This is a genomic window from Granulicatella sp. HMSC30F09 (genome assembly GCF_001806915.1).
Lineage (GTDB): Bacteria > Bacillota > Bacilli > Lactobacillales > Aerococcaceae > Granulicatella > Granulicatella adiacens.
The window spans coordinates 1-14,153 of record NZ_KV786408.1 but is presented as its reverse complement, the minus strand read 5'-3'; the positions used below and the strand labels follow the sequence as shown (position 1 = coordinate 14,153).

The following is a 14,153-nucleotide window of genomic DNA, read 5'->3' as shown; positions in this document are numbered from 1 at the left end:
TAAGTACCATGTTTAACAAGATGAGAATGATACAATAATGCTATAAGGAGGGAATGCCATGAAACAGTGGTTTAGACTAATAAAATTGAGCTTTTTTATCTTGTTAACGTATAGATTGGCGGATTATGTGGATGGCTCAATGAAAAAAGGGATAGTAGTAACTGTTTTATTACTTGCCATTTTCTTTTTTGTTCTATTTCCTCGAGAGATGGAGGTTCAATCATTTTTTGAAAAAACAAAGAAACCTTTGAAAAAGACTTCCACTAAAGTACAAGAAGGGTATGAACAATCTGGACTTTCCAAACAGGATATTGAATATTTCAGACAAAAAATGGCGGTCGTAAAAGATCAAATCAACGAAATTGAGGACAATATCCAAGGGTATACAAAACTCAGAATTATTGCGAATCGCTATAATACTTCTATAATAATGAAGGATTACTTTAGAGAACTTGTGGCAAATCCAGAGAAATTACCAGATGCAGATTTGTTTGTGCATACTTGTGTACCTTCGCTAAAAGAAATGACCTCAGCTTACCGGAAGATGAGTGAACAACCTGTTAAAGGTAGTGAAACTTATCAAACGTTGCAAGAATTGGCTGAAAAGATTGAACTCACTTGTGAGAAGTTAGAAGAAGATTATTTACATTTCCAAGAAGATAGAATTCAAAATTCTGAAGCAGAAATGGACTATGTCTCTCGAAAGATTCTAGAAAAAGGTAAAGGAGCAAAATAAAATGACAGAAGAAAAAACTAGCATGGTAGATGCCCTCATTCAAAATCCCTTTGGTGAGGATGTTGTGAAAAATACAAGTTTACAAGATGTTTCGGCTGATTTTCCACAAGAACAAGTGGAACCACAAAAGGCTTTGGTGGATTCATTGCCCGAGAAACAACAAGAACAAGCTCGAGCTTTAGCGAAACAAATCGATGAAAAGAATATGCAAGCCATTATCAGTTATGGTGCGGGAGCTCAAAAGCAATTAGGGGAGTTTTCACATTCAATGCTTGCCCATGTTCAAAATAAAGATACTGGAGAAATTGGAGACACCTTAAATGAATTGATGATGCGCCTCAATGAGACGAATCCACAAGATTTAGTGGCAGAGGACTCTAATATTTTCCGTAAAATTTTTGGACGTGTGAAGAAATCTATTTACGAAATGCAATCGAAATATCAAGAAGTTGGATCTCAAGTAGATAAGATTGCGGTGAAATTAGACCATGAAAAAAATGGCTTATTAAATGATAATTTATCTCTTGAACAGCTCTATCAACGGAATAAAGAATTTTTTGAAGCATTAAGCATCTATATTGCTGCAGGGGAATTGAAAATTGAAGAAATGCAACAACAATTAATTCCTGAAGCCATGAAGAAAGCACAAGAAACTGGAGATCAAATGGATGTACAAACCGTTAATGATTTGCATCAGTTCCTTGATCGTTTGGAAAAAAGAAATCATGACTTGAAATTAACGCGCCAGATGACGATTCAACAAGCTCCACAAATTCGCTTAATTCAAAATACGAATCAAACATTAGCAGAAAAAATTCAATCTTCTATTACAACAACGATTCCTTTATGGAAAAATCAAATTGCGATTGCAATGACATTACTTCGTCAAAAAGATGCAGTTACAGCGCAACGACAAGTGTCTGAAACAACGAACCAATTAATTCAAAAGAATTCCGAAATGTTGAAAATTTCGACGATTGAAACAGCTCGTGAAAATGAACGAGGTATTATCGATTTAGAAACACTTCAAAAGACACAACAAGACTTAATTGAAACGTTAGAAGAAACCATCTTAATTCAACAAGAGGGAAGACAAAAACGTAGAAAAGCAGAATATGAATTGACACAAATGGAGCAAGAACTTCGAGAAAATTTATTAGTATTAAGTCAAAAAGAAAAACGAATCAATCAATAAAGGACGGATTCGGATAAATGAAAAATCTTTACCTTCTCATTCCATTCGGATGAAATAAGGTAAAGATTTTTATTTTTCAGTAAAACATCAATATATTTCACATTATGACAAATGCTTAACAAAATGATAAACTCTGCCGTGAACCTTGATATTTTGTCTAACATTATTTAAAATAGGATGAAAGGAAAAAAATATTATTTAATGAGGTGAAAAAATGCACGTATGGGTTGTAGTTCTAGCGTTATTAGCATTAGCAGTATTTTTCTTATTCATTTCACTATTCTTAAAGGATAATCAAAATGAAGAGGAGATTGATGAATTAGCGGAAGGTTTATTAGAATTAAATCGTGAAGTATATTCATTAAAGAAAAAAATTCAAGAATTAGAAGGAACAACTGTTTACAAAGGACCATCAGTTGAGCCAACTTACGAAGAAGTTCGCGCTGCAAAACAAGCAGAAGTTCGTGTAGCTGAAAAACCAGTTTTAGAAGTAGTTCAAGAAACGACTCCTGTTGAAGAAGAAGAAGTAACTACAGTAGAAGAAGTTGCTGTGGAAGAATCTGGTCGTCTACACAATGTAACTAAACAACAAATTATTACATTATTTAGCCATGGAAATTCAGTAGAAACAATTTCTGAGCAATTGAATGTACCTGTTTCAACAGTACAATTAGTGATTGATAATTATTTTGAAGCAGATGCGAAATAAGGAGGAAGAAGAACATGAGTAAAACGAAATTTCGTTCTTTAGGAATGGGCTTCTTAGTAGCAGCGTTAATTTTAGCATTGGTAACAGTGATTTGGCCATTAGTTCCACAATCATTGAAAAGCCAATTAGATGCAGTTAATTTGCCAATCGTTACTGAAGGAGCAAATGAAGCAAGCTATAAAGCCGCTTACGAATCTTTATTAGCTGAAAAAGAATCAAGTAGTAAAGCATCATCAACAAGTGCTTCAGCTACGACTCAAGCTTCAACAACAGAAGCAGCAACTACTCAATCTTCAAAACCTGTATCTATTACAGTTGAAGAAGGTGAATCATCAAATGATGTTGCTGAAAAATTAGAAAAAGCTGGATTGATTAAGAGTGCGAAAGAATTTGTTGATTACTTAACAACAAATAACATTGCAGAAAATATCTGGACTGGGACTTTCGAGATTAAACCAGGAAGTTCTAATGAAGAAATCGCACGTGCTATTGGTGCGTTACGTTAATATGAAATGCGGAGTGTTACAGTCTCAAGGCTGTAGCACTTTTTTTATTGAAATAAATTAAAATTTTCTGAAAATTAGATGAAAACTATGGTACAATGGAAGTACGATTTTAGAAAGTGAAGTGAGAGTATGATTGAAAGAAGTCAAGTAGATGTAAATCAAACATGGGACTTATCGCATTTGTTTGAAACAGAAGAAGCTTTTAACGAAGCGTTAGAAGACTTAAAAGGAAAAGTAGATGGTTTCCAAAAAGAATACGAAGGAAACATTACAACAGCACATCAAGTGAATGCTGGTTTAGCAACCTACCGTACCTTATTAGAACAACGCGGTAAAATTTCTGCGTATTGCAACCTTGCTGTGAGCGCAAATACAAAAGATAAAGAGGCACAAACACGTGCTGCACAAACACGTACTGTATTAGCAGGATTAGATGCCAAATTAAGTTTCTTTGAATCTGAATTAAGCCAATTGGCTGATGCAGTATTAGAAGAAGCACGTGAGAATAAAGAAGACGCCTTATATATCGAACGTCTCTTAGAAGATAAAAAACATTTATTATCAAAAGACGTGGAAGCAACTCTAGCTGCTCTAGGAAATACATTAGATGCTGGTTACCAAGCGTACAACGATATTAAATTTAAAGATATGCATTTCCCAGACGTAGAAGCAGATGGACAAGTGATTCCAATGACATACAACAGCTTCGAAGGCCGTATGCAATCAGAAGCCAATACAGCAATCCGTCGTGAAGCCTTTAAAGTATTTAGCGACACATTACGCAAATACCAACACAGTACAGCTTCAGCATATAACACACAAATTCAAAAAGAAAAAACAATGGCAACATTGCGTGGATTCGATTCAGTGATTGATTATTTATTAGACCGTCAAAAAGTTTCTCGTGAATTATACGACCGTCAAATCGATGTCATCATGGAAGAATTAGCACCACATATGCGCAAATTTGCACGTCTAATCAAAGAAATCTATCAATTGGATGAAGTGCGTTATGAAGACTTGAAACTAGAAGTAGATCCAACATATGCAGCCAAAGTAACGTATGACGAAGCAAAACAATACATCTTAGAAGGGCTAGAACCTCTAGGAGAAGATTACCTCAAGATTATGAAGGAAGCCTTCGACAATCGTTGGATTGACTACGCTGAAACAATCGGTAAACGTACTGGTGCGTTCTGTTCATCACCTTACGGGGCAAATTCATTTATCTTAATGTTCTTTACAGAAGATATGAATGACTGCATGACGTTAGCGCATGAATTAGGTCACGCAGGGCACTTCCAATTGGCGTATAAACACCAAAATATTCTAGATGGTCGTCCAAGTATGTACTTTGTGGAAGCTCCATCTACAACAAACGAATTATTAGTTGAGTTCTACTTGAAGAACAAAGCAGGCGATGACTTACGTATGAAACGTTGGATTATTTCTCAAATGGTCGCTAAAACGTACTACCACAACTTTGTGACTCACTTATTAGAAGCGTACTTCCAGCGCGAAGTATACCGCTTAGTGGATGCAGGTAAGAGTTTAGACGCAGATACGTTAAATGATTTATTTAGAGAAACTCTTGCGAAATTCTGGGGACCAGAAGTGGTTCTTACCAAAGGAGCAGAGTTAACATGGATGCGTCAACCGCACTATTACATGGGACTTTACTCATACACTTACTCAGCTGGTTTAACAATTGGTACACAAGTGGCGAAAATGATTCAAAAAGATGCAAGTTTAGCAAACACTTGGGTAGAAGTATTGAAGATGGGCGGAACGAAGAGCGCAGAAGAGCTTGCGAAAGCAGCAGGCGTGGATGTCTCAACAGATGCACCACTGAAAGATACGATTGCAACCATCGGTGGCTTAATCGACGAAATCGTAGATATTACAAAACAATTGAATGCATAAAAAATTAAGGTCAGCAAGGAAATCCCTTGTTGACCTTTTTTCGTTTTTATTGGTTTGATTGAGACACAATCAGTTGTACAGATCCGTTGATTTGAAGTGTAGGTGTTCCAGAAGGAAGAATAAAGGAATCTGCTTTTTGGATTGGATACTGTGTTCCATCGACTGTGAGCGTTCCTTTTCCGTCTAACACCGTCACAAGATGATAAGTAGAAGAGAGGGCATCGCTGTAGTCGCCGTTGATATCGTATTTCCAAACGGTAAAGAACTTGTTCTCTACAAAAGTCGTTCTTGTTCCCTTGTCAGTCGTCACCACTTGTTGGTTAGTTGTTGGGACACTATGCGGAATCGTTGTGACATCTTTTGTTTGTTGAATATGCAGAGGACGAGGGTTACCAGTGTCGTCAGTGCGTTTGTAGTCATAGACGCGGTAAGTCGTGTCTGAATTTTGTTGCGTCTCAAGAATCACAATACCGCCACCAATGGCATGAATCGTTCCACTTGGAACATCGAAGAAGTCGCCCGCTTTCACAGGAACTTCGGTAAATAGGTCGCCCCATGCTTCATTGTCGATTTTCTCTGCAAATTCTTCAGGAGTCATCGCTGTATGTCCATAGACAATTTTTGCGCCTGGCTCTGCTTGTACGACATACCAGCATTCATTTTTTCCATATTCGCCTTCATGTTCCAGCGCATATTCGTCATCTGGATGCACTTGAATTGATAAGTCATCGGATGCATCTAGTAACTTAATCAGAAGAGGGAAGCTTGCTAATTGTTGCCCATTGAAGAGCTCTGGATGGGTTTTATAGAGTTCATCTAATCCTTGTCCTGCATATTCTGCAGGGCTTTTTATCGTTGAAATTCCATTTGGATGCGCGCTAATAATCCACGCTTCTCCTGTTTTCTCAGAAGGGAGAGTGAAATTAAAAAGAGAATTTAGTTTTGTTCCTCCCCAAATTTTCTCTTGAAGAACAGCATTTAAAAAGATTGGTTTTGTCATATTCATGCCTCCTATGATGAATGTCTTAGTGCAAATGAATTAAATTCAAATAGATCGTATCTATGTCGGCTAATCGAGTACTCAAATGGAGTTCCATTATCGAGGTAGGCCACTTGTTCTACTTCAAAGACAGGCTCTGTTGGAAGGAGTTGTAAATAGTCTTGCTCATCTTCTGAACTAGGTGCTGCACGTAAGATTTTAGTAGCACTTGCAATGCGCAAGCCTAATGGACCTTCAATATATTGATAGATGGAGTTTAATAAAACTTCTTCCGTAATCCCTGGAATGACGCTTGTACTCATATAGGTTTGTTCTAATACGTACGGCTTGCTGTCGATAATGCGAAGGCGGTGAATGTTGTATATAGGACTTTGCACCGGCACTTGTAATTTTTCTGCTAGAAATTCAGAGGCAAACTCTAATTTGAAATGAATGATTTTGGATTCAACAGTAGAGTGTGAATCCTCAGAAATCTTCGTCAGTCCTTTAATATCACGTTCTGGAACGATGAGTTTTCGTTTCGACGTACCACGAGAGAGGACAAATGTACCTTGGCCGCGTTTTCTGAAGATAAGCCCTTCAGAAACGAGTAAGTCTAATGCTTTCTTGACCGTCATTCGACTGCTATTGAATTCTTTCGTTAATGTGATTTCATCGGGTAATTGTTGGTTAATGGCGTATTCGTTACTTAAAATCTTTTCACGAATCGCATGGTAAATCTGTAAATATTTTACGCTCATCGAATGTCATCCTTTCTCTAAACTTAGCCATATTATAACAAATGTAGAATGAATAGGCAAAATCGATAATTTGAATACTATTTATAGATATTGTCTAGACAAATATTTAAATTGTGATATACTATACGTGAAAGAGCTTACAGAAAGGAGGTTAATTATGAAGAAACAATTGAGTTTCCCTCAAGGGTTTTGGTGGGGTGCTGCTTCAAGTGGACCGCAGACAGAAGGACAATTCGATAAGGCACATGAAAATGTGATGGATTACTGGTTTAGAACGGCTCCAGAAGCTTTCTTTAATGGCGTCGGTCCAGATGTGGCGAGTGATTTTTATCATACGTATCCTGAAGATTTTCGTTTGATGAAGGAGATTGGATTTAATTCATTCCGGACATCGATTCAATGGAGCCGTTTGATTAAAGACTTCGAAACGGGTGAAGCTAATCCAAAGGCTGTGGAATTTTACAACGCTGTTATTGAAGAAGCGAAGAAAAACGATATTGAACTTGTACTGAATTTACATCATTTCGATTTGCCAGTTGAATTGCTTCAACAATATGGCGGTTGGGAAAGTAAACATGTCGTGGACTTATTCGTGAAGTTTACCAAGACTGCGTTCGAATGTTTTGGCGATAAGATTCATTACTGGACAACTTTCAATGAGCCAATGGTCATTCCAGAAGCAGGATACTTATATGCATCCCATTATCCGAACCTAAAAGGGAAAGGGAAAGAAGCTGTTCAAGTGATTTATAATCTAAATCTTGCAAGTGCCAAAGTGATTCAACTGTATCGCACATTAGGATTGGAGGGTAAGATTGGGATTATTTTGAACTTGACGCCGGCTTACCCAAGAAGTGATTCTCCAGAAGATATAGCAGCAAGTCAATTTACAAATGATTTCTTTAACAGAGTCTTCTTGAATCCAGCGGTGAAGGGAACATTCCCTGAAATCTTGGTGAAAAAACTAGAGGAGGACGGTGTGTTGTGGAGTCATACTGAAGAGGAATTGCAGCTCATTCGAGAAAATACAGTCGATTTTCTTGGAGTGAATTACTATCATCCAAAACGCGTTCAAGCGCAACCAAATCCTGAGGAGTACAAAACACCTTGGATGCCAGACCAATACTTCAAAGAGTATGAATGGCCTGAACGTCGCATGAATCCATATCGTGGATGGGAAATCTTCCCGAAAGCCATTTATGATATCGCCATGATTGTGAAGGAAGAATATGGCAATATCCCATGGTTCATTAGTGAGAACGGGATGGGTGTGGAAAACGAAGGTCGCTTCATTGGAGAAAATGGAGTCATCGATGATGTGTATCGTATTGAATTTTACGAAGAACATCTCACTTGGCTACATAAAGCGATTGAAGAAGGTAGCAACTGTTTTGGATATCATACATGGACTGCTTTTGATTGCTGGTCTTGGAATAATGCGTACAAGAATCGTTATGGATTTATTTCTGTAGATTTAGAAACGCAAAAGAGAACCATCAAGAGTAGTGGAAGATGGTATCGCAACGTTAGTGACAATAACGGATTTGAAGTAGAAGTCGAGGAATAAAGAGAGGAGATATTCAGATGAAAAACTCGAAATTTATTGACAAATTTGCCGCGTTTGCTGGTAGATTGGGGAACCAAATTCATTTAAAAACCCTAAGAGATGCATTTGCGACAGTAATGCCATTATATATTTTGGCAGGTTTAATTGTTCTTTTGAACAACACAGTATTTAAGTGGATTTTTGAAGGGGATACATTAACGAAATTCCAATATTGGGGTATTACAATCGCAAACGGTACTTTAAGCATTTCAGGAATTATTATCGCCGTAATGGTCGGTTATTTCTTAGCGAAAAACAGAGATTTTGAAAACCCATTGGCAGCATCAATGCTATCATTAGTTTCTTTAATTGTTATGATGCCAAATACAGTTTCTGCAGTTCCTGATGGTGCAAAGGATGCCGTAAATATTTCAGGCGTTCTTTCATTTAACAACACAGGTACAGGCGCAATGTTTGCAGGGGTTATCGTAGCGATTCTTGCAACAGAACTATTCATCAAATTATCAAGTGTCAAAGCATTACAAATTAATCTTGGTGACAACATTCCACCAGCAGTTGGTAAATCATTCAGCGTATTACTTCCAGTAATGACCGTTATTTCATTATTTGGGGTTGTATCAGCATTATTATTCAACTTATTTGGAACAAACTTAATCTCAATTATTACAGTCTTCATCCAAGAACCAATTCGTCATATTGGTACAAGCTTAATTGGGGTAATCATTATTTACTCTCTAGGAAATATGTTATGGCTATTTGGGATTCACCAAGCCGTTATTTACAGTGCAATTCTAGAACCATTACTATTAATTAACATTACAGAAAACATCACTGCAGCAAACAATGGACAAGCGATTCCACACATCATCAACTTATCTCAAGTTCAAACATTTGCTTTAATGGGTGGTAGTGGATCTACATTATGTTTATTAGTTGCAACATTCTTAGTAAGCCGAAATGCTGCTTCTAAAAACGTAGCTAAATTATCATTTGGACCTGGACTCTTCAATATCAATGAACCTGTATTATTCGGTTACCCAATCGTTTACAACATTTCATTAGCGATTCCATTTATCGCAGTTCCAGCTCTTGGTATTTTAATCAGCTACTTAGCAACAGTTGCAGGCTTCATGAGCCCAGCATTTGTACAAGTTCCTTGGACAACACCAGTCTTCTTAAATGCATGGTTAGCAACAGCAGGGGACTTCAGAGCAGTTCTCGTTCAATTAGTCATCTTTGCACTTGGAGTTCTTCTATACATTCCATTTATCAAAGTTCATGACAAAGTTGTGGAACAAGAAATGAAGGGATAAGATTATGAAACAAATTTTATTAGTATGTAATGCAGGCATGTCGACAAGTATGCTCGTTAAAAAAATGCAACAAAGTGCGACTGAACGTGGAATTGAAGTTTCTATCGAAGCAAAATCCATTACAGAAGCGAAAAAGAATATCCATGAAGCAGATGTTATTCTCATTGGACCACAAATTCGTTATGAGTTGCCTGCAGTAAAAGAAATCGCAGGGGATATTCCAGTAGAAGCCATCGATATGCGTGACTACGGAATGATGAACGGTCCAAAAGTATTAGACCAAGCACTTACATTGATAGGAGAATAAAATGACAGAAGAAATGGAACTCATCTGTTTCCAGCTGATTGCCAATAGTGGTGCAGCCAAATCCTCTTTTGTAGAAGCGATTCAATTGGCTAAAAAAGGTTTTTTTGAAGACGCAAATGTAAAACTTGTGGAAGCAGAAGAAGCCTTCGTCGAGGCGCATAAAATTCACGCAGAGCTGATTCAAAAAGAAGCAGGCGGAGAAAAAACAGAATTCTCATTATTGTTCATGCATGCCGAAGACCAAATGGCTTCAACGGAATTAGTTCAATTGTTAGCTCAAGAGTTGATTGAGCTTTATCGTGAAAGACACGAACAAAAGTGATTTAGAAAAACACAGATTAGCATTTCTGCTAATCTGTGTTTTTTATTGACTTTCCTTCTTAGAAAGAAAAGATTCCGGAGAAGCTTACGGATTCTATAATAGCAGTAACGTGAAGAGCATCGAATGTAAGGGAGAAAGAGTTTACTTCGTAGTTAAAAACTTTATAAAGGTAGACGCAGTAGCTGATTGAATCAAGCTTCATCACTTGTGATTCGCTTAATCCTAATCAGCCTTGCGGGGGTAAGACTACAAAGCAAACAGGACTCACACTGTGAGTCCTGTTTTGTCTTTGGTCTTACTCCCGTTTGAAGCTTCGAAGGTGTAAGACTTTGGCTTACACCGGTGCAACGTTACAGCTATTATGAAGATATCCGTAAGACTTCGAAGGAATCTTTTTCTATGTTGAGAAGAGACAATCATAATAAATAGAATCATTAAGAAATGCCTAAATCCTTTTAAATCGCGTGAATTCAATGATAAAATAAACTGACATCAACCATGGAGGAACGTATGGAAGACAAAAAATTATTGATGAATACATATACAGATCGCGTGTTTAATCCGCTTGAAATGGTACCAGACAACGTAACCATTGAAGATATCGCGCATGCCTTAAGTATGATATGTCGAGGAAATGGACATCTTCGTTTCTTTTATTCAGTAGGATTGCATAGCATTAACTGCGCACAAGAAGCTATTGCTAGAGGATACCAAACAGGAACGGTCCTTGCGTGTCTATTGCATGATGCGACAGAAGCTTATATCGCTGATTTAATTCGTCCTGTGAAAAATCAGTTGCCAGAGTATGAAGTAATTGAAAATAACTTATTTGAAGTGATTAAAGAGAAATTCTTCTTGCAACATTTAGAAGAAAAAGAATGGACAAAAGTGTGGGCGATTGATCATGAAATGCTCTCTAATGAATTGCCTGTGATTTTAACGGACGAACCAATCATGGAAAAAGCGCCATTACTCAGCAGTCCAATTTTGGAAGAAAGAAGCATGCGCGCGGTAGAACTCGAATTCTTGAAGTTATTCACAGAACTCTTTGAGACGTATCAAAAAGACGTGAAGAACTTGAAACGCGCTCAGCAAAAGAGAATACTCGAAGAAATGACTCCAGGGAAACGACGCGCAGAAGAAAGACGGGTAGTAGAGTGGCTGAAAGGAATGCCACAATGGATTGAGGCTAAAACAATCGCTGTAACGATGCCAATGAGAATTGAATTTCAATTAGACTTGGTCGTTCAAGAGGCTAGAAGTGCAGGTAAAAAAGTTTTTGCTCCAGTCACAATGCCCGATAAGACATTAGTGTTTGTAGAGTGGAATGAACAAACAACCTTTAAACGTACGTCGTATGGAGCCCTAGAGCCAGTGATTGATAGCGCGCATCCGCTATTTGAAGCCAAAGATTTAGATTTAGTGATTGTTCCTGGATTACTGTATAGCACTAAAGGAGATCGTATTGGATTTGGCGGTGGCTATTACGATAGAACCTTGCAAAAGGTGGACGATTATCGTATTCTCTCGCTAGCATATACAACTCAGGTGACTCCTGTTGTCGACTGGCCAGTATTTGAAACGGACATTCATATTCCAACGATTATTACAAGTGAAGGAGTGGTTCGAGATGTTTAAAATCAATCCATGGAAATTAGAACGCATGAAGCGCAATTTCAACGAGAGCTTCAGCTTTACTTATTTATTTTTAGCGATTCAAGCAGCATTATTTATCGTAATGACGCTTGCAGGTGGTAGCACGAATGGACAAGTTCTTGTTAATTTCGGGGCGAAATTCAATCCGTATATCATTTATCAACATGAATATTATCGGTTTCTCACCCCAATTTTCTTACATATTGGATTGGAACATATTTTATTTAACAGTGTTTTCTTATATATGATTGGCCGTCAGATGGAATATGAAATTGGTCACTGGAGATTCCTTGTGGTATATCTGTTATCAGGAATCATGGGAAACCTGGCTAGTTTTGCTTTTTCATCAAGTATATCTGCGGGGGAAAGTACGGCACTCTTTGGACTTATGGGAGCTGTAGTTTATTTATCACGAAAACACGGCTACATTCGTTCTTTTAGGCAAATGGGAATGCAATACGCAGGACTTATCGTTATCAATATTGTCCTTGGATTTATTAATTCAGCCGTCGATAACTATGGGCACTTAGGAGGACTCGTTGGTGGATATTTAGTGATGTTGGCGATTAGCTTTAGAGGCGACCGCCTGACAAAACCTGCTTCACGCATTGCTGGAATTGTAGCGTATTTTGTCATCGCATTTTTACTATTTTGGCTAGGAATGAAAAGATAATGCTGTTATAATGAAAGCATATACAAGTTTCATGGAGTGAATACAATGGAAAAGAAAATTATTGGTATTGATTTGGGCGGAACGTCCATCAAATTTGCGATTATTTCACTTGAAGGTGAAGTTCAACAAAAATGGTCGATCCCTACAAATATTTTAGACGAAGGAAGTCATATTGTAGAGGACATCATTGAGTCGATTCGTCATCGTTTAGAATTATTAGGACTAACAAATGAAAACTTTGCTGGAATCGGGATGGGTTCTCCAGGTGTTGTGGATAGAGAAAATGGTACAGTGATCGGTGCCTACAACTTAAACTGGAAAACATTACAACCATTGAAAGAAAAAATCGAAGGAGCACTCAGCCTTCCGTTCTTCATTGATAATGATGCCAACGTAGCAGCATTAGGTGAAAAATGGATGGGTGCTGGTGGAGACCAGCCAGATGTAACCTTCTTTACACTTGGAACAGGTGTTGGTGGTGGGATTATCGCTGAAAATCGCTTGATTCATGGTGTTGCTGGTGCTGGTGGAGAACTTGGACATATTACGGTAGATTTTAGTGACCGACCTTTTGCATGTACTTGCGGTAAAAAAGGCTGTCTTGAAACCGTGGCAAGTGCAACAGGAATTGTGAACTTAGCGCGTCGTTATGCCGACGAATATGCAGGCGATTCAGAATTAAAAGCAAGAATCGATGATGGGCAAGATGTCAGTGCTAAAGACGTATTTGATTTGGCTAAACAAAATGATCCTTTAGCCTTAATCGTGATTCGTCATTTTTCTAAATATTTAGGAATTGCATGTTCACATGTTGCCAATATGTTAAATCCATCATTCATCGTCATTGGTGGTGGAGTGAGCGCAGCAGGAGAGTTCTTGCTAGAAGGCGTTCGAAAAGAATACGAACAATTAGTTTTCCCACAAGTACGCGAAACAACACATTTACGTTTAGCTGAACTTGGGAACGATGCAGGAGTCATTGGAGCAGCTTCTTTAGTGCTTTTGAAAGATTAAAAGAAACATGATACAATATCTCTTGTCTGATTAAATATTTATTAAAGGAGTTAAGTCTCATGTGGTATATCGTTTGGGCTTTATTTATGGCCTATGGAATTTATTTATTTGTATTAATCTGGATGCGTCAATCATCTGCTAAAGTAGTGAGTGCAGAAGAGTTTGGTAAAGATTTACGCCACGGGCAATTGATTGATGTCCGTGAAAAAGATGAATTTAAAGCTGCTCATATTTTAGGAGCGCGTAACATTCCATATTCTCAATTTAAAGAACGTTTCATGGAATTGCGTAAAGACCAACCAATCTATTTGTATGAAGAGGGCGTTTCTATTGCAGGTCGTTGTGCCTATCGTCTAAAGAAAAATGGATATACAAATATCTTTATTTTAAAACATGGTTTTGAAGCATGGAATGGAAAAGTGAAAAAAAGAGAAAACTAATATGAAAAGAGCTAGTTCATTTTGATATGTACCCCCTTTACTGGACAAACCA

General features: G+C 37.6%; 15 protein-coding genes. 13 read left to right on the top strand and 2 right to left on the bottom strand.

The window, feature by feature from the left end:
* The first annotated feature begins 58 nt into the window (after positions 1 to 58).
* The 5 genes from HMPREF3103_RS00825 (at position 59) to pepF (ending at position 5,069) form a co-directional block, all read left to right on the top strand.
* On the top strand, positions 59 to 736 hold the full coding sequence (locus tag HMPREF3103_RS00825) for a 5-bromo-4-chloroindolyl phosphate hydrolysis family protein (protein ID WP_070436853.1): 678 nt from the start codon (positions 59 to 61) through the stop codon (positions 734 to 736).
* A gap of 1 nt (position 737) precedes the next feature.
* Entirely contained in the window at positions 738 to 1,931 is a 1,194-nt protein-coding gene (locus HMPREF3103_RS00820; protein ID WP_049555793.1) for a toxic anion resistance protein, read from the top strand.
* A 214-nt stretch (positions 1,932 to 2,145) separates the two neighbouring features.
* Complete coding sequence (locus tag HMPREF3103_RS00815; RefSeq protein ID WP_070436851.1) at positions 2,146 to 2,640, top strand: helix-turn-helix domain-containing protein; 495 nt, start codon at positions 2,146 to 2,148, stop codon at positions 2,638 to 2,640.
* 14 nt (positions 2,641 to 2,654) lie between these two features.
* Complete coding sequence (locus HMPREF3103_RS00810; protein ID WP_005605028.1) at positions 2,655 to 3,146, top strand: endolytic transglycosylase MltG; 492 nt, start codon at positions 2,655 to 2,657, stop codon at positions 3,144 to 3,146.
* 129 nt (positions 3,147 to 3,275) lie between these two features.
* A complete protein-coding gene (gene pepF, locus HMPREF3103_RS00805; RefSeq protein WP_070436850.1) occupies positions 3,276 to 5,069 on the top strand; it encodes an oligoendopeptidase F in 1,794 nt (597 codons plus the stop codon).
* Positions 5,070 to 5,115: 46 nt separating this feature from the next.
* On the opposite strand, the gene HMPREF3103_RS00800 is transcribed toward pepF, so the two are convergent.
* Both HMPREF3103_RS00800 and HMPREF3103_RS00795 read right to left on the bottom strand, forming a co-directional pair.
* Positions 5,116 to 6,069 carry a type I phosphomannose isomerase catalytic subunit gene (locus tag HMPREF3103_RS00800; protein WP_070436849.1) on the bottom strand — a complete coding sequence of 318 codons (954 nt, stop codon included), beginning with the start codon at positions 6,067 to 6,069 and terminating at the stop codon, positions 5,116 to 5,118.
* An 11-nt stretch (positions 6,070 to 6,080) separates the two neighbouring features.
* On the bottom strand, positions 6,081 to 6,809 hold the full coding sequence (locus tag HMPREF3103_RS00795; RefSeq protein ID WP_070436848.1) for a GntR family transcriptional regulator: 729 nt from the start codon (positions 6,807 to 6,809) through the stop codon (positions 6,081 to 6,083).
* Between the two features lie 157 nt (positions 6,810 to 6,966).
* Between HMPREF3103_RS00795 and HMPREF3103_RS00790 the strand changes: the two genes are divergently transcribed.
* The 8 genes from HMPREF3103_RS00790 (at position 6,967) to HMPREF3103_RS00755 (ending at position 14,101) form a co-directional block, all read left to right on the top strand.
* Positions 6,967 to 8,376, top strand: coding sequence for a glycoside hydrolase family 1 protein (locus HMPREF3103_RS00790; protein ID WP_070436846.1), 1,410 nt, complete (start codon positions 6,967 to 6,969; stop codon positions 8,374 to 8,376).
* 17 nt (positions 8,377 to 8,393) lie between these two features.
* Positions 8,394 to 9,689, top strand: a complete 1,296-nt coding sequence (locus HMPREF3103_RS00785; protein WP_005605038.1) for a PTS sugar transporter subunit IIC — start codon at positions 8,394 to 8,396, stop codon at positions 9,687 to 9,689.
* Positions 9,690 to 9,693: 4 nt separating this feature from the next.
* Positions 9,694 to 9,996 carry a PTS sugar transporter subunit IIB gene (locus HMPREF3103_RS00780; RefSeq protein WP_049555786.1) on the top strand — a complete coding sequence of 101 codons (303 nt, stop codon included), beginning with the start codon at positions 9,694 to 9,696 and terminating at the stop codon, positions 9,994 to 9,996.
* A gap of 1 nt (position 9,997) precedes the next feature.
* The gene (locus HMPREF3103_RS00775; protein WP_049555785.1) at positions 9,998 to 10,318 is read left to right on the top strand and encodes a PTS sugar transporter subunit IIA; all 321 of its coding nucleotides are present in this window, start codon (positions 9,998 to 10,000) and stop codon (positions 10,316 to 10,318) included.
* Between the two features lie 510 nt (positions 10,319 to 10,828).
* Positions 10,829 to 11,956, top strand: a complete 1,128-nt coding sequence (locus HMPREF3103_RS00770; RefSeq protein WP_070436845.1) for a 5-formyltetrahydrofolate cyclo-ligase — start codon at positions 10,829 to 10,831, stop codon at positions 11,954 to 11,956.
* Positions 11,949 to 12,647, top strand: coding sequence for a rhomboid family intramembrane serine protease (locus HMPREF3103_RS00765; protein WP_070436844.1), 699 nt, complete (start codon positions 11,949 to 11,951; stop codon positions 12,645 to 12,647). Before HMPREF3103_RS00770 ends, HMPREF3103_RS00765 begins: the two co-directional genes overlap by 8 nt.
* Positions 12,648 to 12,692: 45 nt before the next feature.
* The gene (locus tag HMPREF3103_RS00760) at positions 12,693 to 13,661 is read left to right on the top strand and encodes an ROK family glucokinase (protein WP_005605054.1); all 969 of its coding nucleotides are present in this window, start codon (positions 12,693 to 12,695) and stop codon (positions 13,659 to 13,661) included.
* Between the two features lie 59 nt (positions 13,662 to 13,720).
* On the top strand, positions 13,721 to 14,101 hold the full coding sequence (locus HMPREF3103_RS00755; RefSeq protein ID WP_005605055.1) for a rhodanese-like domain-containing protein: 381 nt from the start codon (positions 13,721 to 13,723) through the stop codon (positions 14,099 to 14,101).
* The last annotated feature ends 52 nt before the right edge of the window (positions 14,102 to 14,153 follow it).

Bases quoted from the DNA above. Each gene is read 5' to 3' on its own strand.
- HMPREF3103_RS00820 (WP_049555793.1), top strand. From the start codon at position 738: ATGACAGAAGAAAAAACTAGCATGGTAGATGCCCTCATTCAAAATCCC.
- HMPREF3103_RS00755 (WP_005605055.1), top strand. From the start codon at position 13,721: ATGTGGTATATCGTTTGGGCTTTATTTATGGCCTATGGAATTTATTTA.
- HMPREF3103_RS00825 (WP_070436853.1), top strand. From the start codon at position 59: ATGAAACAGTGGTTTAGACTAATAAAATTGAGCTTTTTTATCTTGTTA.
- HMPREF3103_RS00810 (WP_005605028.1), top strand. From the start codon at position 2,655: ATGAGTAAAACGAAATTTCGTTCTTTAGGAATGGGCTTCTTAGTAGCA.
- HMPREF3103_RS00775 (WP_049555785.1), top strand. From the start codon at position 9,998: ATGACAGAAGAAATGGAACTCATCTGTTTCCAGCTGATTGCCAATAGT.
- HMPREF3103_RS00780 (WP_049555786.1), top strand. From the start codon at position 9,694: ATGAAACAAATTTTATTAGTATGTAATGCAGGCATGTCGACAAGTATG.
- HMPREF3103_RS00770 (WP_070436845.1), top strand. From the start codon at position 10,829: ATGGAAGACAAAAAATTATTGATGAATACATATACAGATCGCGTGTTT.
- pepF (WP_070436850.1), top strand. From the start codon at position 3,276: ATGATTGAAAGAAGTCAAGTAGATGTAAATCAAACATGGGACTTATCG.
- HMPREF3103_RS00795 (WP_070436848.1), bottom strand. From the start codon at position 6,809: ATGAGCGTAAAATATTTACAGATTTACCATGCGATTCGTGAAAAGATT.
- HMPREF3103_RS00815 (WP_070436851.1), top strand. From the start codon at position 2,146: ATGCACGTATGGGTTGTAGTTCTAGCGTTATTAGCATTAGCAGTATTT.
- HMPREF3103_RS00785 (WP_005605038.1), top strand. From the start codon at position 8,394: ATGAAAAACTCGAAATTTATTGACAAATTTGCCGCGTTTGCTGGTAGA.
- HMPREF3103_RS00765 (WP_070436844.1), top strand. From the start codon at position 11,949: ATGTTTAAAATCAATCCATGGAAATTAGAACGCATGAAGCGCAATTTC.
- HMPREF3103_RS00800 (WP_070436849.1), bottom strand. From the start codon at position 6,069: ATGACAAAACCAATCTTTTTAAATGCTGTTCTTCAAGAGAAAATTTGG.
- HMPREF3103_RS00790 (WP_070436846.1), top strand. From the start codon at position 6,967: ATGAAGAAACAATTGAGTTTCCCTCAAGGGTTTTGGTGGGGTGCTGCT.
- HMPREF3103_RS00760 (WP_005605054.1), top strand. From the start codon at position 12,693: ATGGAAAAGAAAATTATTGGTATTGATTTGGGCGGAACGTCCATCAAA.